Source organism: Thalassotalea coralli (assembly GCF_055786205.1).
Map to the genome: position 1 here is coordinate 117118 of NZ_JBVVBK010000008.1, position 19914 is coordinate 137031.

Annotated in this window: 20 protein-coding genes; 5 read left to right on the plus strand and 15 right to left on the minus strand. The window is 41.2% G+C overall.

Annotation, left to right across the window (positions count from 1 at the left end):
• Positions 1–69: 69 nt before the first annotated feature.
• The 3 genes from ACOB80_RS18710 to bioH all read right to left on the minus strand — a co-directional run bounded on the left by ACOB80_RS18710 (position 70) and on the right by bioH (position 2264).
• The gene (locus tag ACOB80_RS18710; protein WP_473167394.1) at positions 70–1059 is read right to left on the minus strand and encodes a putative metalloprotease CJM1_0395 family protein; all 990 of its coding nucleotides are present in this window, start codon (positions 1057–1059) and stop codon (positions 70–72) included.
• Positions 1060–1065: 6 nt separating this feature from the next.
• On the minus strand, positions 1066–1362 hold the full coding sequence (locus ACOB80_RS18715) for a hypothetical protein (protein ID WP_473167395.1): 297 nt from the start codon (positions 1360–1362) through the stop codon (positions 1066–1068).
• 125 nt (positions 1363–1487) lie between these two features.
• On the minus strand, positions 1488–2264 hold the full coding sequence (gene bioH / locus ACOB80_RS18720; RefSeq protein ID WP_473167396.1) for a pimeloyl-ACP methyl ester esterase BioH: 777 nt from the start codon (positions 2262–2264) through the stop codon (positions 1488–1490).
• A gap of 52 nt (positions 2265–2316) precedes the next feature.
• On the opposite strand from bioH, the gene ACOB80_RS18725 reads away from it, so the two are divergent.
• Positions 2317–3054 (plus strand): ComF family protein, encoded by a 738-nt coding sequence (locus tag ACOB80_RS18725; protein WP_473167397.1) that lies wholly within the window; start codon positions 2317–2319, stop codon positions 3052–3054.
• A gap of 3 nt (positions 3055–3057) precedes the next feature.
• On the opposite strand, the gene ACOB80_RS18730 is transcribed toward ACOB80_RS18725, so the two are convergent.
• Positions 3058–5598, minus strand: coding sequence for a M14 family zinc carboxypeptidase (locus tag ACOB80_RS18730; protein ID WP_473167398.1), 2541 nt, complete (start codon positions 5596–5598; stop codon positions 3058–3060).
• A gap of 256 nt (positions 5599–5854) precedes the next feature.
• On the opposite strand from ACOB80_RS18730, the gene nfuA reads away from it, so the two are divergent.
• Complete coding sequence (gene nfuA / locus ACOB80_RS18735) at positions 5855–6433, plus strand: Fe-S biogenesis protein NfuA (protein ID WP_473167399.1); 579 nt, start codon at positions 5855–5857, stop codon at positions 6431–6433.
• Positions 6434–6486: 53 nt separating this feature from the next.
• On the opposite strand, the gene ACOB80_RS18740 is transcribed toward nfuA, so the two are convergent.
• Entirely contained in the window at positions 6487–7803 is a 1317-nt protein-coding gene (locus tag ACOB80_RS18740) for an MATE family efflux transporter (protein WP_473167400.1), read from the minus strand.
• Between the two features lie 92 nt (positions 7804–7895).
• Here ACOB80_RS18740 and ACOB80_RS18745 point away from each other — a divergent pair, with 92 nt between their 5' ends.
• Complete coding sequence (locus ACOB80_RS18745) at positions 7896–8957, plus strand: polysaccharide deacetylase family protein (protein ID WP_473167401.1); 1062 nt, start codon at positions 7896–7898, stop codon at positions 8955–8957.
• Positions 8958–8978: 21 nt separating this feature from the next.
• Here ACOB80_RS18745 and ACOB80_RS18750 read toward each other — a convergent pair whose 3' ends face one another.
• The 5 genes from ACOB80_RS18750 to ACOB80_RS18770 are packed head-to-tail and all read right to left on the minus strand — an operon-like array spanning position 8979 to position 12870.
• Positions 8979–9605: an SCO family protein gene (locus tag ACOB80_RS18750; protein WP_473167402.1), complete on the minus strand. Its 627-nt coding sequence runs from the start codon at positions 9603–9605 to the stop codon at positions 8979–8981.
• 11 nt (positions 9606–9616) lie between these two features.
• On the minus strand, positions 9617–10537 hold the full coding sequence (cyoE, locus tag ACOB80_RS18755; protein ID WP_473167403.1) for a heme o synthase: 921 nt from the start codon (positions 10535–10537) through the stop codon (positions 9617–9619).
• Positions 10538–10546: 9 nt separating this feature from the next.
• Positions 10547–11530 (minus strand): COX15/CtaA family protein, encoded by a 984-nt coding sequence (locus ACOB80_RS18760; RefSeq protein WP_473167470.1) that lies wholly within the window; start codon positions 11528–11530, stop codon positions 10547–10549.
• Between the two features lie 28 nt (positions 11531–11558).
• Positions 11559–12113 carry a redox-active disulfide-containing membrane protein gene (locus ACOB80_RS18765; protein WP_473167404.1) on the minus strand — a complete coding sequence of 185 codons (555 nt, stop codon included), beginning with the start codon at positions 12111–12113 and terminating at the stop codon, positions 11559–11561.
• 1 nt (position 12114) lies between these two features.
• Positions 12115–12870: an SURF1 family protein gene (locus tag ACOB80_RS18770; protein WP_473167405.1), complete on the minus strand. Its 756-nt coding sequence runs from the start codon at positions 12868–12870 to the stop codon at positions 12115–12117.
• Positions 12871–12932: 62 nt separating this feature from the next.
• Between ACOB80_RS18770 and ACOB80_RS18775 the strand changes: the two genes are divergently transcribed.
• Complete coding sequence (locus ACOB80_RS18775) at positions 12933–13142, plus strand: DUF2909 domain-containing protein (RefSeq protein WP_473167406.1); 210 nt, start codon at positions 12933–12935, stop codon at positions 13140–13142.
• 115 nt (positions 13143–13257) lie between these two features.
• Here the strand turns inward: ACOB80_RS18775 and ACOB80_RS18780 are convergent, their stop codons facing one another.
• The 5 genes from ACOB80_RS18780 to lexA form a co-directional block, all read right to left on the minus strand.
• A complete protein-coding gene (locus ACOB80_RS18780) occupies positions 13258–14142 on the minus strand; it encodes a cytochrome c oxidase subunit 3 (RefSeq protein ID WP_473167407.1) in 885 nt (294 codons plus the stop codon).
• 30 nt (positions 14143–14172) lie between these two features.
• On the minus strand, positions 14173–14715 hold the full coding sequence (locus ACOB80_RS18785) for a cytochrome c oxidase assembly protein (protein WP_473167408.1): 543 nt from the start codon (positions 14713–14715) through the stop codon (positions 14173–14175).
• 86 nt (positions 14716–14801) lie between these two features.
• Entirely contained in the window at positions 14802–16391 is a 1590-nt protein-coding gene (gene ctaD, locus ACOB80_RS18790) for a cytochrome c oxidase subunit I (RefSeq protein ID WP_473167409.1), read from the minus strand.
• Positions 16392–16403: 12 nt separating this feature from the next.
• A complete protein-coding gene (gene coxB, locus ACOB80_RS18795; RefSeq protein WP_473167471.1) occupies positions 16404–17924 on the minus strand; it encodes a cytochrome c oxidase subunit II in 1521 nt (506 codons plus the stop codon).
• A gap of 584 nt (positions 17925–18508) precedes the next feature.
• Positions 18509–19132: a transcriptional repressor LexA gene (gene lexA / locus ACOB80_RS18800; RefSeq protein ID WP_473167410.1), complete on the minus strand. Its 624-nt coding sequence runs from the start codon at positions 19130–19132 to the stop codon at positions 18509–18511.
• A gap of 258 nt (positions 19133–19390) precedes the next feature.
• On the opposite strand from lexA, the gene ACOB80_RS18805 reads away from it, so the two are divergent.
• Complete coding sequence (locus tag ACOB80_RS18805) at positions 19391–19897, plus strand: lactoylglutathione lyase family protein (protein ID WP_473167411.1); 507 nt, start codon at positions 19391–19393, stop codon at positions 19895–19897.
• Positions 19898–19914 lie beyond the last annotated feature (17 nt).

Consider the following 19914-nt stretch of genomic DNA (forward strand, 5'->3'; position numbering starts at 1 on the left):
AGCTCAAGGAGGCAATAATTCGTGGTAATTAGAATTTTAGTCAGGCGCTACGACAATAAAAAGCGAGGGCTATGCCGTAAGTTCGAATTGGTTTCTAGGCGGTTTATCATATGCTAAGGTGATAGTCGCGTAGCGGTTTTCAATAACATTACTGCGCTTAATCATTTCATCGTTGCGGGTGGGCGCAATCGCTTCTTGAGAAGCTAATGTAGCATTAATTTTTGCGTCAAAATCAGAAGATTCTTCGCCACCGTCTTCAAGTTTAGAAAACGTATCGGAATTACCTATAACACGTGGGCTGCTTGATCTTTTTACGGTATCTTCTGATAGTTCCGTTGCTAATTCTGATTGAGCTTGGGCTATCATTTGCGCCGCTTTGTTAGCAACACGAGTATCTTGAATCGAAGGGTCAGCAGGTGCTAGCGCAGCGTTATAAACCTTTTGCATCTTGGTTATGGTGGCGCGAGGATCACCTTTAACTGGTGAAAGGTCGACAGAGACTTCGCCTTCTACAGCATATTTTTTTCCGTCAGGACCAACTTCAAAAGTATAACTCGGCGAACCTGTATAAGGACCACCAACTGAAGCATGCGCTTGCTCGTGTGCCCTAACTTCTTTATCTCTTAACGATAATTCTTTAATTTGCTGCTGTTCAGCAAACTCCTGAGATTTACTTTGCTCTTTTTCAATATCCTTTTTTTGTGCTTCAGCTTCTTCACTACTCTGAGAAAGTTTACCAGAGTCATCGCTTGCTTGCTGCTGAGGATTTTGTTCAGGATCAGTTTGTTCTTGCGAGCCTGCTTGCTCGTCACTGATAGAGGAATTAGCCAATTCCGCTTGTTTACGGATATTTTCAAAATCGACTTGTTCATTATTTTGAGCAGGTGTGCGAGCACGTTCTCGCTCAGAAGCAACGCCCTTTTCCGCCGCAGACTGCTGTGCTGCAGCAGGCTGGCTGATGACTTCTCGTTGAACATTGTCACGACGCAACGCATCTGTCGACGGGTTAGATACCGTCGGCAAGGTAGGAATTGTTGTCGTAACGTTCGTGATATTCATTGTTATTTACACACTAACGTCTAGTAATGTACCTAACATATCATCCGCCGTTTTAATAACTTCCGCTGATGCTTTCGCCTGGTGTTCCGCCACGCGCAATTCCACAATTGACTTGTTAAGATCAGACAAATCACCAGAGCCAGTGTTTTGATCAACCGTCGCATCATTAGCTTGTTGCCCCAATTCAGGCGAGTTGGGGTTGTAACCAACCGCACTGGCAATATCAGTTGCTGCTTGGTTAGCGGTGTCGGTAGCTTTTTGAAAGCCTTGTAAGCCCGAAGAAAAAGCTGATTGAATTTCCATGAAAATCTCCAAAATATCTCGGCAACTTCACACAAAAAATTGCACTAACTACAGATATTAATCACCCACGGTGTCTGTTTAATTATTAACCATTACGCATCAAATGTAAAGCGAGCTAGAGTTATCTAAAGCGTTTCAAGCCAATCAACCAACGCTGCTTTAAAGGAATCAAAATGACTAATAAAAGGCGCATGAGATGCTTTCTCAAATATAGCGTGTTGGCTGTTCGGCGCTAAGGCAGAAATTTTGTCGATAGCCCCTTTAGGGACTAAGCCATCAAGTCGACCGTATAGTCGCAAAAATGGCTGGGTTATTTGACTAAGCTCACTGCGCAAATCAACTTGTTCTAATAACAGTAAAGATTTGTCTAAGGTCGCTTTACTCGCCATAGGGTATTGCATCACTAAATCTCGAATAACTTTGATGTCTTGACGAACATGCGGACTGCCCATGGCTTGAATCTTTAAAAAGTTCTCAATGGTCTTTTTGGTATCGTGTGAAAGCTGACGATGAAAAAGCGATAAAACATTCGGTTGAATACCTGGCCAATCTTCACTCTCCACAAAATAAGGAGAGCTTGCAACTGTCGCTAAGGCTGAACATTTTTCAGGAAAATCTAGCGCTAGCTTAGATGCCACTAAACCACCTAATGACCAGCCAATCACCACCGAATTATCATCAATAACAGCAGCGATCTTCTGTACTATGGCCTCTAAGCAGTAATCATCAAGAGCAACATCGACATTATTGCCATAGCCAGGTAAATCAAGACACGTCACGCTGTATCTTTCTGATAATGCCTTAGCTAATGGTTCAAACACGCCAGCATTTAAGCCCCAGCCGTGAATAAGAACAATTGACGACCCAGTGCCAATACTCGCAATTTTCAGTTTATCTGCCATGCTAATTTGAAATGTTTTAAAAAAGCGCAATTTTAGCCAATTAACTAGTCAAATGAAATGGATTTCAACATATCAAAGTGCTTGGACAAGACTATTGTCGAGCTTGCCACAAAAGCACTACTCAGTCGTAGATCAATGTAATTTGTGCTTAGCACCAACGTCAGATATTCCTATGTTGTGTCACAACTGCCAAGAAGACTTGGTAAAATTTGATATGGATATTTGTCAACGCAACCTCCTCAACTGGCCGGCGATTGCCAAACTAATCAAAAAACCAAAGTTTGATCAGTTACTCAGCTTCTCTCTCTATCAATGGCCTGTCAGCCATTGGCTTACTCAGCTTAAATATCATCAAAGGTTTGATTATGCCAAGCTCATCGCAGCGCTGATGACACAGTTTGTTAAAACAAGATGTGAACAGGATGACGACAAAGTATGGCTTTGTGTACCTATATCATCTGCTACTTGGCGCAACCGAGGGTATAATCAGGCACACTTAATCGCACGAGAGTTTTGCCACGACTTACAAGTTAACTATTTAAAGAGAGCACTAAATAAATCAGGAGATTCACTCAGTCAAGTTGGGCAAACAGGTACTCAGCGACGGAGAAACCTGAAAGGTAAGTTTTCACTCGATCCAGCGGTGACACTGCCCGAGAGAGTTTATTTATTTGATGATGTTATCACTACCGGCGCTACAGCTAACGAAATATCAAAATTGCTAAAGCAAAACGGAGTGAAATATATAACCTTAGTCACGGTCGCCATTTCACTCCCTCATGCTCAATAGCGGCTATTTGCCTGATGCGCTGAAAGCTTTTCCAAAAAACAAACTATTAGAAAGTAATCTTGCGCTACCGAACCAATAACCTCTAAAACTCAAAACGTCGGGGGTTGCAATGACACGGCCACGACCGTAATTATGAGCAACTACTGCTGGTGTATTAGCAATTCTGTTAACAAGATTTTTGTCAGTGTAACCGCTTAATAGTGGCGTTTTTTCATAAGTAGCGACTGCTGTAAACGGTGCAATAGTGTCTGACATAATCAAGGTACTATTTCTAAAAAGTGGTAACTGATCATCGTTAAAGCCGTAAGCTAACGGATGACTCGCATCTATCTTGGTAGAATATATCGCCCCAGCAATTCTTTTACGACCAGACAGGGCTTCTTTATCGCGATAGTTTAAGTTTGTAGTATCAAATAAGTCGTCTATCTGCTCTTTCGAAACAAAGTTTGCATTTAAAATAGATTGGTCTGATAACCATTTTGCTGCGCGTTTTTGGCCGAAAATAACGCCACCTTGCTTGATCCAAGCGGTTAATCTATCAATGGTAGACTTACTCAAGCTGCTATAACGCCCGTCTACCATTAACACATGGGTATAATCATTAAAGTTAATACGAGATAAACGCGTTTGCTCAACTACTGTTACCGGTACACCTAGAAAGTCATCTAAATAGAACAACACTTCAGCCGCTTCGTATTGAGAACTGCCTTTTCCGCCAACGAGCAACACTTTCACAGGTTCGATATTGTCGAAAGATCTAGAGCCCAAATCTATACCTTGAACTGTTAAGCCCGTAGAGATAGTAAACAGGGGTAATTGATTCTTCTTCGCTTGCTCAGACAAAACAGTTAACCAATTTTGATTGGTTTGGATCCCTGCTGGAATCACAATGGTGCCGCGAGAAAATTGTTTTGTTTTTCCATCGATAACCGACGAAAAGGTTTTCGTTGCAACACGCGCTTTAATATCGGCACTTAATAATTTATTTAACAATTTCGGTGCTAAAGTATGCTGCCATTCAAAAGCAAATGCATAAGCGGCTTCTAAAGACTTAACATCGTTATTATCCGCAGGTGCTTGCCAAACTGAATTCGCTACCTTTAAGCCACGCGAGCGTTTTACTTTAACAAATGGGATATCCATGGCTAAAGGCATGGTCCATCCTGAAACATCGTAAAAGGTATTATCTTTGAAGTTAGTTCCTTGACCAAATAACGCTTCAATAACACGATATTGCCCTTGTTTTATTGGAATGAAATAGCTGCCTTTAGCAGGGTAAACGACATCATTAACTTCATATTCTGCCGTTAGTGGATAAACATTGATTCTATGCGCCGATAACTTCTCAAGAAACAATGCCATTTTATATGGGTCATTTGGTTCAGAAATAAGGTAGCCTTCAAATTTTGCTTTGCTTGCCTCTTTTTTCGCGTTTTCATAAAAACGCTTTCGGTATGCTTTAAATTCTGCTTGGTTTTTCCATGCGCCTTCTATCGTAGAAAGTGACGTATAAACATGATTCTGAATGCCATATTCAAAAGTTAACAAGCCATTAATAGAATCTTGTTGGAACCCTCGGCTACTTGCCTGTTCAAATAGTACGCCCACGCCACCATTAATGTCTGGGTATGTTGAACCTTTGCCATAATAAAAATCGTCGAAGCTCTCTTGGCTGTAATATAAACGATTGTCTTTATCTAATGCAGCGCTGTGAAATGTTGCCAACAATTGCGTTAAAGCTTGATTCTTCTTTGGTGTCAAAGGGTGAGTTCGGGTAGGAATACCCGGTTGAAAGAAGTAACTACTATTAGCGCCCATTTCATGGAAATCACCTAACACATGAGGCTGGTATTGCTGATAAAACTTCATGCGGTTTTGAGTTTCTTGCTGAGACAGCAATAGCCAATCGCGATTTAAATCAAAACCAAAATGATTCGTTCGGCCAGTACGCCAATCTTGATGATGCTCAATGTGATTAGGATCTGGGTTCGGTGTGGTGCCTCTGTGGGTATTCACCCAGTTGGTGAACCTATCCATACCATCAGGATTTAAACTTGGCTCAATCACCACTATGGTATCGTTTAGCATCTGTTTAACTTCTGAGTCTTGACTAGCAGCCAGATAATAAGCAATAGCTAACGAGGCGTTACTACCTGTAATTTCATCACCATGCACTGAGTAACCTAGCCAAACAACCAATGGTGCGTCAGCAGTTCTTGCCGCATGTTTAGCGAGTAATTCAGGTAAATTTTTTAAATTTTCTTCACTAGAAATAGTTAACAGAAGTTGGCGGCGCATTTCTTTGCTGTAGCCCATTTCAGTTAAGTTAATTCGGGCAGATTGCTGTGATAACACTTCCATGTAGCGCACTAACTGGTCATGGCGAACGTGTCTCTCTCCTAAGCCGAAGCCCAAAAGCTGTTCTGGCTTAGTTAAATCACTTAAGTATTCATGTTTGGGTAAAAATTTTTCTACTTTAGCCGCTGAAGCGGGTGAAGCAATAAACATCATTATTAAGACAATAACGAAAGTGCGCATTAGCATGTTAACAAACTCCTTAGAAAGTCGGCATCAACATAACAAACTCTGATTTTTCCATCCAGTGAATTACTCGCAATTCCTTGGTTATTTGTCTCTTTTTTATCTCTATTGCACTTCAAAATAGCATTAAAACTCAAGATAGCGTCAATTTCGCAAGATCTACTGGCGCATTGAGCCATAGCAGAGTAAAATGGGCTAATCCTGACCAATTCACTCAGGTATTTTTTCAATTCATGTTTTTCTGTAGAGTGTAAAAGCTATGATCACTATTTCTGAATCGGCTCAAAGTCATTTCGCTAAGTTGTTAGAGACACAAGCTGAAGGTACGAGCATTCGAGTTTTCGTTGTTAACCCAGGTACGGCTAACGCTGAATGTGGCGTGTCTTATTGTCCTGCTGATGCCGTTGAACCAGAAGATATGGAATTAAAATTTAATGGTTTCTCTGCTTATGTAGATGCTGAAAGTAAGCCTTTCCTAGAAGAAGCTGAGATTGACTTCGTTACTGATCAAATGGGTTCTCAACTGACGCTAAAAGCACCAAACGCTAAATTAAGAAAAGTAGCTGATGACGCTCCATTATTCGATCGCGTCGATTACTTTATTAAAGCTGAAGTAAACCCACAACTTGCAGGCCACGGTGGTGAGTGTAATTTGATGGAAATCACCGAAGACGGTTATGCAGTATTGCAATTTGGCGGCGGTTGTAATGGCTGTAGCCAAATAGACGTTACTGTGAAAGACGGTATCGAGAAGCAATTACTTGAAATTATGAATGGTGAAATCAAAGGTGTTAAAGATGTCACCGAGCACGAGCGTGGCGAACATTCTTACTACTAATTAGAGTGTTCACTCGTTGATAAAACCGAGCTATATGCTCGGTTTTTTAGTTTTTAAAGGGCTTGGTTTCTTGTCCAATAAAGGTGACCAGCAAGCGTCGCGCCTCTAAACAACATAAAAATAGACAACGCAGCCCATAGCGCATGATTATGAAGATCCTGTAGCAGCCACCACGCAGGAAAGAAACCGACAACTGTGGAGACAATCATGCTGTTTCGCATTACTCGCCCTCGAGTTAAGCCAATATATATGCCATCAAATAAATAACTCCAACAAGCAACAATTGGCAAAATAACTATCCAATTTAGAAACTGCTCAGCGTAAGTAACAACTGGCTTAATTGAAGAGATGGTGTTGATTAAGTAACTGCCATATAAATAAAAACAAGCAGCATAGACAACCGCGAAAATGAGCGTCCAAAACAAGCTAACCCAAACTACTTGCCTAAACTCTTTTCTGTCATTGGCACCTTTTGCCTTTCCCACCATCACCTCAGCGGCATTAGCAATACCATCTAAGCCAAATGAAATAAACAGTAAAAAATTCATGAGAATGGCATTGGCAGCCACCACAGTGTCGCCAAGACGTGCCCCTTGAAAGGTGATAAAAACAAAGCACACTTGTAAGGCTAACGTTCGCAGTAAAATATCTCGGTTGAGTTGAAAATATTGCTTGATTGGCGCTTTCTCAAATATGTCAGATTTATGCAATATTATCTGTCTATCAGATTTTTCTTTGATTAACCGCATGCCAACAAACAATGCCATGCATAAGCCACTATATTCTGCTATCAATGTTGCCCAAGCGACACCTTGCACTTGCCAATCGAATACCACAACAAAAAGCAGATCGAGCAACAAATTAATCAAGTTCATGGCAATAAAAATCCACATGACAGATCGTGCTTTATGGTTTCCTAGCAGCCAGCCAATAATGACGAGATTGGTCAATGCTGCAGGTAAGCTCCAAATACGAATCTGACTATATTGTGTTGCGTAGAATTGAACATTTTCACTCCCCCCCGCAATACTGACCGCAGCTGGGATATACCAGGATTGAATGGCGATAAACAGTAGGCCGACAGCTACTGCTACCACTATACCTCTTGCTAATACTAAGAGGTTGTCTTGAAAATTCTCGGCACCAAATGCCTGAGCAGACAGCCCTGTCGTGGTCATTCGTAAAAAACCACACAACCATGTCACGATTGTGATGACAGTCGCGCCGATAGTACTGCCGCCTAAATAGTAAGCTTCAGGAAGATGGCCAATAACGGCCGTATCGACTAGCCCTAAAAGCGGCGCAGTAATATTCGACAACACCATAGGTATTGCCAGCAAAAACAAGTTTTTATGTAATTGTTTATTCATGTGAACTTTTTCGTGACACCGGAGCACTAACTAGTGAAAATAACTATACTTACGTTTCACTTTGCAATAAAAGCTATTATAGGTACAACTTAATGAAAAATAAGGCGCTTGCTCATTTATTCTTAGTCTTTTTGAGTTTTATTTCATTTGTAAGCCAAAGTGCCGTCATTTTGCAGTACCACCATGTCAGCGCCGATACCCCTAAAAGCACTTCTATCACACCAGAGCAGTTTGCTGTGCATATGAAATATTTGGCCGACAATAGCTTCCGTGTTATTCCATTAAACGAATTGATCGAAAAAATTCAAAAACAACAACCTATTGACGATAAAACCGTTGTTATTACCTTTGACGATGCTTATTTAAATATTCTAACCAACGCAAAACCCATTTTGGATCAGTACAACTACCCATTCACTATTTTTGTGAATCCCGGAATAGTTACCCGTGGCCGCGCAAACTATTTAAACTGGCAGCAACTAAAAGCCATGTCTGATGATGGTGTATTAATTGCAAACCATGGTTACGAACATGACTCTTTAGCTCGCGTACCAAATAACATGACCGAAGATGCTTGGCTAACACAGCAAGGTAAGTTGCTTGTTCAAGCTGAAGAAAAAATCTTAAAAGAAACCGGGCAAAGCTGGAAGTACTTTGCTTACCCTTACGGAGAATACTCTTTAAAGACAACAAAATGGTTAGCTAAATTAGGCTTTGTCGGTTTTAGCCAACAAAGTGGTGCCGTTGGCCTACATTCAGACTTAGCACTCATTCCTAGGTTTCCTGCTTCGCAACCTTACGATAAATTATCGAGCTTACACGATAAATTAAACTCTCTGCCGATGACCTTAACCGTTACCAGCGAAGAGAAAAGTCCAGTCGTAAAACGCGGTGAGGTAAAAAGTGTCAGCTTCAGTGTAACGGCGGCAGATATTAGAAACAGCCAATTAAATTGTTATGTCTCTGGTATTGGTAAACAGAAATTACATTGGTTAAACGAGAAAGAGTTTTCAATTACTTTTTCTCAACCACTTCCTCGAGGTAGAGTTCGCGCTAATTGCACGGCTCCTAGCAAACAAAACCCGGGCAGGTATTACTGGTATTCCCACCCTTGGTTTGTTTTAGAAGAAACGGGAAAGTGGTACCCGCTTTAATGTAGAGATGATAAAAGTTAGTTAACCAGCTAAATTCACTATTTTTGCAAAATCACTCACAAGCTGTTCGCCATTAACAATAGGAATTTCACCCAACTTGTGCTCTGGCTTGAAAATAGCGGCGATTTTGCCTTCTGGGTTAATTAACACGATTGAGGCACTGTGATCGACTAGATAGTTTTCTTGTTCTGAATCACTAATGGCGTACATTAACCCTAAATTTCTCGCAAACGGAAATAACTGTCCGTGATCGGCAGTCAAAGCGATAAACTCTTCATTGAAATAGCTAATGTATTGTGACAATCGTTCTGTGGTATCTCGTTTTGGATCAACAGAAACAAGTAACACTTGCGTATCTGCGGTCACGGTTTTTAATTCTTGGTAATTAAAATTAAGCTCTTGTAAGGTCGTCGGGCAAATATCAGGGCAAGAAGTATAACCAAAGAATACCCAAGACCATTTACCACTCAACTGCTCGTTACCAAAATTTTGACCTTGATGATCAACTAACGTAAATGGCTTTACGTCTCTTGGTGTTTGATAATACAGAGCGTGTTCAGGCTGTGCTAATTGAAACGATTTTTTAAATACAAATATACCACTGGCAATGGCAACAATTGCCACGATTACAACGAGTAGCTTATTCACCAACAGACTCCTTACTGAGGGATAGGTAACAGATAATGATCAACGAGAAGAACGATGAATAATAACATTAAATGGACGATTGAAAATTTAAATGTGTCCATCGCGGTATTTTCATCTGCATTAAATTTTAACTTCCACGCGTAAACAAAGAAGCCTAAATTCAGGGCGACAGCACCGATCAAATACAACCAATTACTCATGCCCACTAAATATGGCAATAAACCAACAACAAACAGCAATACTGTATATAAGAGGATTTGAGTTTTAGTAAAGCTAACGCCGTGAGTCACAGGCAACATCGGAATATTAACTTTTGCGTAATCATCTTTTCGATGAATGGCTAGAGCCCAGAAATGCGGGGGTGTCCAAGTAAAAATTAATAACACTAATAAAAGTGCATTGGGGTGAATTTCATTAGTGACGGCTGTCCAGCCCAAGAGTGGTGGAATGGCACCAGCTAAACCACCAATAGTGATATTTTGAGGAGTAGCCCTTTTCAAATATAAGGTGTAAATAAAACCATAGCCAACCAAACCAGACAGCGTTAACCATGCCGTTAACGGGTTAACCCAGTAATAAAGCATGAAAAAACCTGATACCGCTAAAAAGCACGCAAAAGAGACTGCAGCTCTTACTGATAATCGACCAGTTGCCACAGGTCGTTTGTGGGTTCTTTTCATTTGGCTGTCGATACGCTCGTCAACGATATGGTTAATAGCTGCCGCCGCTGATGACAGAAAGCCAATGCCTAAAATGGCAGGCACTAACACTTGCCAAGGGATCGCACCCGGTACAGATAAGCACATGCCAACAAGTGCAGTTAACACTAGCAACGCGACAACTTTCGGCTTAGTAATCTCGTAATAGTCACGCCAATTAAAGGAGGTTTTGGCCGAAACAGATGTTTCGATATTAGATAATTGCTCTGACATAACTTCCCCCTATGCTTTCCGCTTTAAACTGTATGTAAGGCCGATCAGCATAAGCATTAACCCTGCTGCTACCACGTTATGACTAACCGCCACGGAAAGAGGTAATGAAAACCATACATTGCTAACGCCTAACGACACTTGAATTACTAAAAACGCCAACATTGCCGCAGAGGTACTTTTAAAGAACTGACTTTGTGCTCGCATCCATACAACGAGCCCAAACCACAATAAATATAAGGTGGTAATTATCGCGCCAATTCTATGCATCACGTGAATGGTGACCCTCTCGTCATGATTTAGATGACCAAACTCATAGGTGTCTTTTTCGGGTGGAATTGGATCGAATGAATTTTCAAATGTTAACTGCTCAGTCCAACCATCCTGACATATGGGCAAATCGGTACACACTAACGCGGCATAGTTAGACGATGTCCAACCGCCTAATGCAATCTGCAACGTTAAAATGATAATGCCAATGATGCCAAACTTAGCTAGTGGCCTTACTCTGCCATCTCCACCGGGAACCCTATATGGCTTTAACCTGAGGTAAAGCAGGAACAACAGGCATAAGGTGGTAAATCCACCCAATAAATGCGCCATCACCACAATCGGCATTAGCTTCATAGTCACTGTCCACATGCCCAAAGCAGCTTGGAAAGTAACAATAGCTAAAATTAAAAAGGGTAATCCCACAGGTGTTCCATGAGAACGTAAACGGAATGCCATAATTGAGATTGCGAGGATCAATAAACCTAGTGAACCAGCAAAATAACGGTGAATCATTTCATTCCAAGCTTTTTGTGGTTCTACAGGCCTTTCTGGGAAAGCCGCTTCTGCTTTGGCAATTTGCTCCGCAGTTTCAGGGACATCAATCAAGCCGTAACAGCCAGGCCAATCTGGGCAGCCAAGTCCTGCGTGAGTTAATCGTGTATATGCTCCTAGAGCCACCACCACCACGGCAAGAAAAATACTAGCAAGTACCATGCGCCTCATTGTTATTATTTTTTTGTCTTGCATCGCCTTATCCTACCTTCGAATACTTGAGCAGCTTTTTCATATCAGCAATCAGCGATTTACCAAAAAGTGATAGCGCTTCTTGCTCCAAAGGTACTTTGTGCAGTAATACTTGGTTACCTAGAGGATCGGCAACAATAAGCGTCCCTTGAGTCATAGTCGTATGTTTATCCAAAGGTTCAGATAATACTTGCCATTTTTGGTGCTTTAGTTGTTCAGATTGAGGCTGATTTGGAGAAGTTAATGCGATAGGTGTAACGCGCGGAATTTCTTTACCTAGGAGCTGATAGGCATTGTTAACGGTGAGCAGGCTGTTTTGACAAGCCTCTGCGCAATTTTCCGGTACACGATAGATGAGCAACCATTGCTCAGGAAACTGAGAGCTATCTATGCCTAATTCAGCTACGGTTTGCTCGCCTGAAATTAGCTGACCTTTATTGGTTACCCCTTTATCAAACCAATCAAACTGTAAGGCTAACTTTGCTAACACTATGGGCAATACAAATACTGCCAGTAGCAAGAGTAGATTACGCTTATTCCTTGAATTTACTGCGTCAGACATACTACACCTTATTGTTATTATTCTGTTTATTAATTCGAAATGCGCGAACACTGGCGCTAAACATGAGTAATAGCCAAGCTGCTGCCAGCGAAAACCATTGCACTGAATAACCACGATGCTTTTGTGGTGGCATCACGATAGGTTGCCATTGTTTTACAAATCCTATGTCTTCTTTTGTATCTAAGTAGAGAACAAAGGGCAACAATTTTTGTCCAATTATCTGCGAAAATTTATCCAACTCTATTTGTTGAACCCTGAGCGGCCAACTAACAGAGTCATAATTTTGTGTTTGTAAAACAATACCCTGCTCAATAATACGAATATTCGCCTCTATTTGGTGGAAACCTGTCACCGCTTGAAAATCAGGCAGTTCACTTCGTAGTTTCGGCGCTTGGATCCAGCCGAGATTCACCAATATTAAGCCTAAATCCGATTGGAATGTCTGTAGAACCCGGTAGCCTTGCTTACCTTGATTCACTTGGTTATCGAGCAGAAACACCCGCTCACCGTCAAAATGCCCAGAAAGAGCCACAGGTAGATCATTAACATCTTCGTTGCTATTGATTAATCGAGCGACCGTATTGCTGCTTAAATGCCCTTGTTGTTGAAGGGAAGCAATACGCTCTAAACGCAACTCTTTTTCAATGGCGCGATTGTGTTGCCATAGACCTAGCTTGATTAATCCAGAAAAGACAAGCAAAGTAACAAGTACGAGTACTACATTGAGTTGACGACAATAATCGGTGAGCAAAGACATCCTACTTTCCGCTATCAAGTTCAGCTAATAAATTAACAACGATAATAAACAGTGAGGTTACCGTGGTCATTAAACTAATCATTTTAGGCTTAATTATTTTTATGATTTATAACTTGTTTAGAGCATTATTCATCATGACTAAACCGGACAAAGACAAACCTAAAATGAGTAAGTATATTGGTCGACGCGTACTAACTTCTTTCTTGATTGTCATGATACTGCTGGTTTGTCTAGCCACTGGCATCATCACACCAAATCCACGACCTTATTAATGCTATATCTCACTAAAAACCAATGAAACAAAAGGCATATCGGCGAAAGAAACATCTAACGCCTTAAAAACAAAAAAGACACTCGGTATGAGTGTCTTTTTTACAACCAATTTGCCTATAAAATATAAACAAAGAAAAACAGTAGTACCCAAACCACATCAACAAAGTGCCAGTACCAGCTAGTTGCCTGAAAAGCAAAGTGGTTATCTGGCGTAAAATGTCCCTTCATAATACGAATGAACATGACGATAAGCATGATGGTACCTAAGGTTACATGTAAACCGTGAAACCCAGTTAACATATAGAAAGTGTTGCCATAAATGCCACTGGTTAAGTAAAGCTGCATTTCTTCTGAATAGCCATGTGAGTACTCAACACCTTGTAGATATAAGAATACAACACCTAGTAAAATGGTTAACCCTAACCAAATTTTTAAGCTCTTACGGTTGTCTTTCTCTAAAGCAACATGCGCAAAATGCGCTGTAACAGATGAAGTTAATAGCAAAATGGTATTTATCAAAGGTAACCCATACCACCCCATCGCGGTAGTCGTTGTTCCGTCAGGTGTTTTAATCAATGGCCATTCGGCAACAAATTCCGGCCATAATACTTCCCACGTCATGGCATTATTTCCATCGCCACCCAACCAAGGTACTGAGTAGGTACGAGCGTAGAATAAAGCACCGAAAAACGCGGCGAAGAACATCACTTCAGAAAAGATAAACCAACTCATTCCTTGACGAAACGAGGTATCCATTTGATGGCTGTACTTGCCTGCCATCGATTCGTTAATTACGTTGCTAAACCAGCCATAAACCATGTAAATAACCATGGCGATACCAGCCAATAATACATAGCCACCGATACCAGATTCGCCTGATTTTAGTGTTGATACGTAGCTACCAGCACCGATAGCAATTAAAAACAGCGCTACTGCGCCAACTATGGGCCAATGGCTTTGCGCCGGCACATAGTAAGTTTCATATTCTTTGTTTGTCATAACTTTCCCCTGTGTTCGAAGCAATATTGCTTACGATTCAACCTTCGCCGTTATGTCATACAAGGTGTACGACAGCGTTATTGTTGAAATATCTGCGGGTAACTCTGCATCGACATAAAACTGCAATGCCATTTCAACATCTTCTTGGGCTTTTAACGGTTGTTGGTTAAAACAAAAACACTCTATTTTTTGAAAATAAATCGCCGCCTGACCTGGAGAAACTGATGGCACAGCTTGACCAATAATGTCTTTTAACGATTCATTTTTCGCGTAAAATTTAACGAGTTTCATCTCACCGGGATGCACTTTAATTTCGTTTATCATAGGTTCAAACTGCCAAGGGATACCTTGTGCCATACGGCTAATAAACTGCACTGTTACCATGCGAGATGTATCTACGCCATCTTGGTTAATTTCTGCAGCAGTATCAGCAGTTTTTCCATTTAATCCGGTAATATCACAAAACACATCGTAAAGAGGCACCAACGCGAAACCAAAGCCAAACATCGCAAATACCACAAGCACTAGCTTTTTAACGGTTTGTTGAACATTTTGTTCTGGTGTCGCTGTCATTGTTATTCCTCTTTCATTCTTACCTTAAGATCATCTTGATAGAGTGCGAGAAGGTGTATTTAAATAGCCCTTCTCGCCTAGATTTCTCAATCGATCTTTGGTGGTTTTTCAAAGGTGTGATATGGCGCTGGGCTAGGCACAGTCCATTCTAAACCTTCGGCGCCTTCCCATGGTTTAGCTTCTGCTTTCTCACCACCACGGATACACTTTATCACTACAACTAAGAAAATAAGTTGCGATAGGCCAAAGGCGAAGCCACCGATACTGACCCATTTGTTAAAGTCAGCAAATTGCAATGCGTAGTCAGGAATACGACGAGGCATGCCCGCTAAACCTAAGAAGTGCATAGGGAAGAACAAGACATTTACTGAAATGAGTGAACACCAAAAATGTGCTTTACCCCACCTTTCGTTAACCATGTGTCCTGTCCACTTAGGTAACCAATAGTAAGCGCCTGCGTAGATAGAGAATAACGAACCTGTTACCAATACATAGTGGAAATGAGCAACCACAAAATAAGTATCGTGGTACTGGAAATCCACAGGGGTTAACGCCAGCATCAAGCCAGAGAAGCCACCAATAGTAAATAAGATAACAAAGGCAATAGAGAACAACATTGGGATCTCAAAAGTCATCGCCCCTTTCCACATGGTAGCGACCCAGTTGAAGACCTTAACGCCAGTAGGTACAGCAATTAACATGGTGCAATACATAAAGAAGAGTTCACCAAACAGCGGCATCCCTGTCGTAAACATATGGTGAGCCCATACAATAAACGATAAAAAAGCGATTGAAGCTGTTGCATAAACCATAGACGCATAACCAAATAATGGTTTACGGGCAAACGCTGGAATAATTGTCGATACGATACCGAATGCAGGAAGAATCATAATGTAAACTTCAGGGTGTCCAAAGAACCAGAAAATGTGCTGGAACAATACTGGGTCACCGCCACCTGCGGCATCAAAGAAACTGGTACCAAAATATGTATCGGTAAGCAGCATAGTAACGACACCTGCTAATACCGGCATTACCGCAATCAGTAGATACGCTGTGATGAAAAACGTCCACACGAAAAGAGGCATCTTCATATAAGTCATGCCAGGTGCACGCATGTTCATAATGGTTACGATAACGTTGATCGCCCCCATAATGGATGACACACCCATAATATGAACGGCGAAAACAAAGAATGCCGTACTACCATTTGAGTAAGTACTAGACAGTGGTGCATAGAAGGTCCAACCGAAGTTAGGTGCACCTGATTCCATAAAGAATGAAGACAATAAAATGGCAAAAGCAAATGGCAGTATCCAGAAGCTCCAGTTATTCATTCTAGGTAGCGCCATATCAGGAGCACCTACCATCATTGGAATCATCCAGTTAGCAAAACCAGTGAAAGCCGGCATTATGGCACCAAATACCATGATTAAACCGTGTACTGTTGTTAACTGGTTGAAGAAGTCTGGTTCCATCAATTGTAACCCTGGCTGGAATAATTCTGCACGAATTAACATAGCCAAGGCGCCACCAATCAGTAGCATGATGAATGAGAACCATAAATACATAGTACCTATATCTTTATGGTTTGTAGTGTATAACCAGCGTTTAATGCCAGTCATTTTATGATCATGATGATCGTGCTCATGTGAGTCGTGAATAGCTTCAGTCGACATTACTCTTCCTCCCTACTTAGCACTCGCCGCTTCTACGTCGGCTGGTTGAACAAGATCACCGGTATTGTTGCCCCAAGCATTACGCTCGTAAGTAACAACCGCTGCGATATCTGTTTTAGATAACTGGCTACCAAAAGCAGCCATGGCAGGGTTTTTCTTACTGCCATTTACCACCATATCAATATGAGCAGAGACGTCACCTTTGATTAATGGACTATTAATTAGCGAAGGAAACGCTGGTGGCATTCCCGCACCGGTAGGTTGATGACATGCAACACACACTTTGTTGTATACCGCCTCACCTTTAGCCATCATCTCTGCCATCGTATAGGTTTTCGATAAATCTTCAGGTTCAGCTTTAATGGTTTCCTGAACAACTTCAGCAACCTTTTCACCAACGGCTTTTACTTGGTCACTGGTGCTTGCAGCAGCACCGCCCATCGCGGCCTTTACATCTGAGGCTTGTACAGCATCACCTGTATTATTGCCCCATGCATTTCGCTCATATGTCACAACTGCAGCGATTTCTTTCAGGCTTAATTGCTTGCCGTAGCCTTGCATACCTGTTCCAGCTTTACCGTTATATACGATATCGATGTGTGCCGTAACATCACCAATAGCAATTGGACTACCTTTTAATGCAGGGAATGCTGGTGGTAAGCCTTGCCCGTTTGGTTGGTGACAAGCCGCACAATGTGCCATGTAGGTTTGTTCACCAAGTTGCATCAATTCGTCCATCGAAGCAGACGCATTAAGTGATGCTGCTTCGGCAGCAGCCGCCTCTTCTTTTAATCGATACTGTTCTTGAATCCACGCTTGGTAATCAGCTTCTTCTTTAACTTCAACAACGACTGGCATGTAACCGTGGTCTTTACCACAAAGCTCAGCACATTGGCCTCGATAGATGCCAGGTTTAGGTACATTCGCCCATGCTTCATTGATAAAGCCAGGGTTTGCGTCTTGCTTAACAGCAAATGCTGGTACCCACCATGAGTGAATAACATCGTCGGAAGTAATTAAGAAACGTACTTTTTTGTTGGCGGGTATAACGAGGTGTTTATCAACTTCGAGCAGGTAGTTTTCACCTTTTGGCGCGGTACTACCATCTCTGTTATCGAACTGTTCTTTCGGCGTAGTCAATACAGAGTAGAAATCTATATCTTCGCCAAAATATTTATAATGCCACTTCCATTGAGAACCCGTAATTTGAATCGTGAGTTCGGAATCATCATTATTTTCCATGGCGATCAGCGTTTTGGTTGCAGGCCAAGCCATTGCCACTAAAATCACGATGGGAATAACAGTCCAGAGAATTTCTATTTTTAGACTCTCATGAAACTTTGCAGGAGTAACTCCCTTTGATTTACGATGAAAAAACATCGACCAGAACATCGCACCAAATACCACAATACCAATAGCGGTACAGATATAAAGTACGAACATGTGTAATCCATACACTTCGTTACTTATTTCAGTTACACCTCTTGTAAGGTTTAACTGACTTTGAGCCCAAGCCATACTGGGAAGCAACATCCCCAACAAGAGCCAACCTAGGTTACGTCTCTTCACTCGACATCTCCTCTACCCTTAACAGACCAAAAACCCTGCAACACAGTATTACTTAGCCCTTTTTGCATTAGTTTTTGTTTTTATTTTTTGTTGTTTTACTTTTATTTTATTTTGGCGAAATTTTAAACAAACGAAAGCTCGCCTTATTATTAGAATTGTTCACTTTCTGTTCTAGAATTACTTAAATATTGATCTGGGTCAAATTATTATTTTTTTTCAGTATAGTAAAAATGTCTGTATTAACAACCGAGTATAAGCTCTAACATTGGCCAAGTAAGAAAAACAAAGGGATAGAGGCCTGTTTATTTTTTAAGCTTTTACTCTAAAAAAAGTTAGTACGAAAACTGGTTTAATTGCGCACAAATTGTACAAATTTCAACCAATTTTAAATATTAAGGTAAGATTACAAAAGAAATGATGGGTAAATCGACGATTTGTCCTTAAAACGCGATCAAAATATAGAAATAAAGAGTTTGCTAGTAAACTGACTATCAGTACAAATTCAGTTCAGTATCGTGCAACCGTTAACTAACAAACTCTGGCGAGGTTTACATCCAATCAGCAGATCTGATCACCCCAACGGCAATTCCTTCAACATTGAAGTGTTGACTGGTTAAATCTACTTTTATTGGCGAAAAGGATTCGTTTTCTGCATGAAGATATACGACATTGCCTTCTTTTTTGAACCGCTTCACCGTAACATCGTCTTCAACACGTGCGACTATCACCTGCCCATTTTGTACATCAGTCGTTTGATGAACGGCTAATAAATCCCCGTCTAAAATGCCAATGTCTTTCATACTCTCGCCATTTACTTTCAGTAAATAGTCTGCGGCAGGATGAAACAAATTGCCATCAATTTGATAACGATCTTCGACATGCTGCTCGGCCAAAATTGGCTCACCAGCTGCAACTCGGCCAATTAATGGTAAACCTTCTTCTTCAAGCGTTTCTTCTACTAGGCGAATGCCTCGTGACGTGCCAGGCAACATTTCAATGTAGCCTTTTTTTGCTAAAGCTTTTAGATGCTCTTCAGCTGCATTTGCAGATTTAAAGCCAAAAAAGTCAGCAATTTCTGCACGTGTAGGTGGCATACCTGTGGCAGAGATTTTTTCTTTGATCAGATCGTATATCTGCTCTTGACGATTTGTTAAGGGTTTTAATTCGGTCACACGCATTTCCCTGTATAAATGGACAGTTCACCTGTCAGTATATACAGGCTGTAAATAAACGCAACTATTTACTGTCAACGCACTGAATTCCATATCAAATCTAAAGGCTGATTACTTAGAACGAGAAAAGATAGATCGTTTCCATCAAATACACCGTATTGCTCCCTCGCATATTCGTTCAAACATCAAACTATCGACTATGCTTATCGACATGTTGTAAGCCGAATTCATTTGTATAAAAATTTCTCGGAGACAGTTATGGCACAGACCCCTTACCCACGAACGTTTTCTCATATTGGTATTTCAGTACCTGATCTAGACGCAGCAGTAAAGTTTTACACGCAAGTGTTGGGTTGGTATTTAATTATGGAACCAACCCTTATCGAAGAGGACGATTCCCCCATCGGCGAAATGTGCACAGACGTATTCGGTGCTGGGTGGAATTCATTTCGTATCGCTCACTTATCAACAGGCGATCGTATTGGCGTCGAGTTGTTTCAATTTGAAAACCAGACCAACCCTGACAATAACTTTGAATACTGGAAAACCGGCGTATTTCACTTTTGTGTGCAAGACCCTAACGTAGAAGAGCTCGCTGAAAAAATTGTAGCTGCGGGAGGTAAAAAACGCATGAAGGCACCGCGTTATTATTACCCAGGAGAAAAGCCATATCGCATGATTTACATGGAAGATCCTTTCGGCAATATTCTCGAAATATATAGCCACAGTTATGAACTGCATTATGCCAGCGGCGCTTATAGTTAAGCGCCGCTATTTTTAAA

Excerpts from the sequence above, each read along its gene's own strand:
- ACOB80_RS18710 (WP_473167394.1), bottom strand. The coding sequence starts at position 1,059 with ATGAATATCACGAACGTTACGACAACAATTCCTACCTTGCCGACGGTA.
- ACOB80_RS18715 (WP_473167395.1), bottom strand. The coding sequence starts at position 1,362 with ATGGAAATTCAATCAGCTTTTTCTTCGGGCTTACAAGGCTTTCAAAAA.
- bioH (WP_473167396.1), bottom strand. The coding sequence starts at position 2,264 with ATGGCAGATAAACTGAAAATTGCGAGTATTGGCACTGGGTCGTCAATT.
- ACOB80_RS18725 (WP_473167397.1), top strand. The coding sequence starts at position 2,317 with ATGAAATGGATTTCAACATATCAAAGTGCTTGGACAAGACTATTGTCG.
- ACOB80_RS18730 (WP_473167398.1), bottom strand. The coding sequence starts at position 5,598 with ATGCTAATGCGCACTTTCGTTATTGTCTTAATAATGATGTTTATTGCT.
- nfuA (WP_473167399.1), top strand. The coding sequence starts at position 5,855 with ATGATCACTATTTCTGAATCGGCTCAAAGTCATTTCGCTAAGTTGTTA.
- ACOB80_RS18740 (WP_473167400.1), bottom strand. The coding sequence starts at position 7,803 with ATGAATAAACAATTACATAAAAACTTGTTTTTGCTGGCAATACCTATG.
- ACOB80_RS18745 (WP_473167401.1), top strand. The coding sequence starts at position 7,896 with ATGAAAAATAAGGCGCTTGCTCATTTATTCTTAGTCTTTTTGAGTTTT.
- cyoE (WP_473167403.1), bottom strand. The coding sequence starts at position 10,537 with ATGTCAGAGCAATTATCTAATATCGAAACATCTGTTTCGGCCAAAACC.
- ACOB80_RS18760 (WP_473167470.1), bottom strand. The coding sequence starts at position 11,530 with ATGAGGCGCATGGTACTTGCTAGTATTTTTCTTGCCGTGGTGGTGGTG.
- ACOB80_RS18765 (WP_473167404.1), bottom strand. The coding sequence starts at position 12,113 with ATGTCTGACGCAGTAAATTCAAGGAATAAGCGTAATCTACTCTTGCTA.
- ACOB80_RS18770 (WP_473167405.1), bottom strand. The coding sequence starts at position 12,870 with ATGTCTTTGCTCACCGATTATTGTCGTCAACTCAATGTAGTACTCGTA.
- ACOB80_RS18780 (WP_473167407.1), bottom strand. The coding sequence starts at position 14,142 with ATGACAAACAAAGAATATGAAACTTACTATGTGCCGGCGCAAAGCCAT.
- ACOB80_RS18785 (WP_473167408.1), bottom strand. The coding sequence starts at position 14,715 with ATGACAGCGACACCAGAACAAAATGTTCAACAAACCGTTAAAAAGCTA.
- ctaD (WP_473167409.1), bottom strand. The coding sequence starts at position 16,391 with ATGTCGACTGAAGCTATTCACGACTCACATGAGCACGATCATCATGAT.
- coxB (WP_473167471.1), bottom strand. The coding sequence starts at position 17,924 with ATGTTGCTTCCCAGTATGGCTTGGGCTCAAAGTCAGTTAAACCTTACA.
- ACOB80_RS18805 (WP_473167411.1), top strand. The coding sequence starts at position 19,391 with ATGGCACAGACCCCTTACCCACGAACGTTTTCTCATATTGGTATTTCA.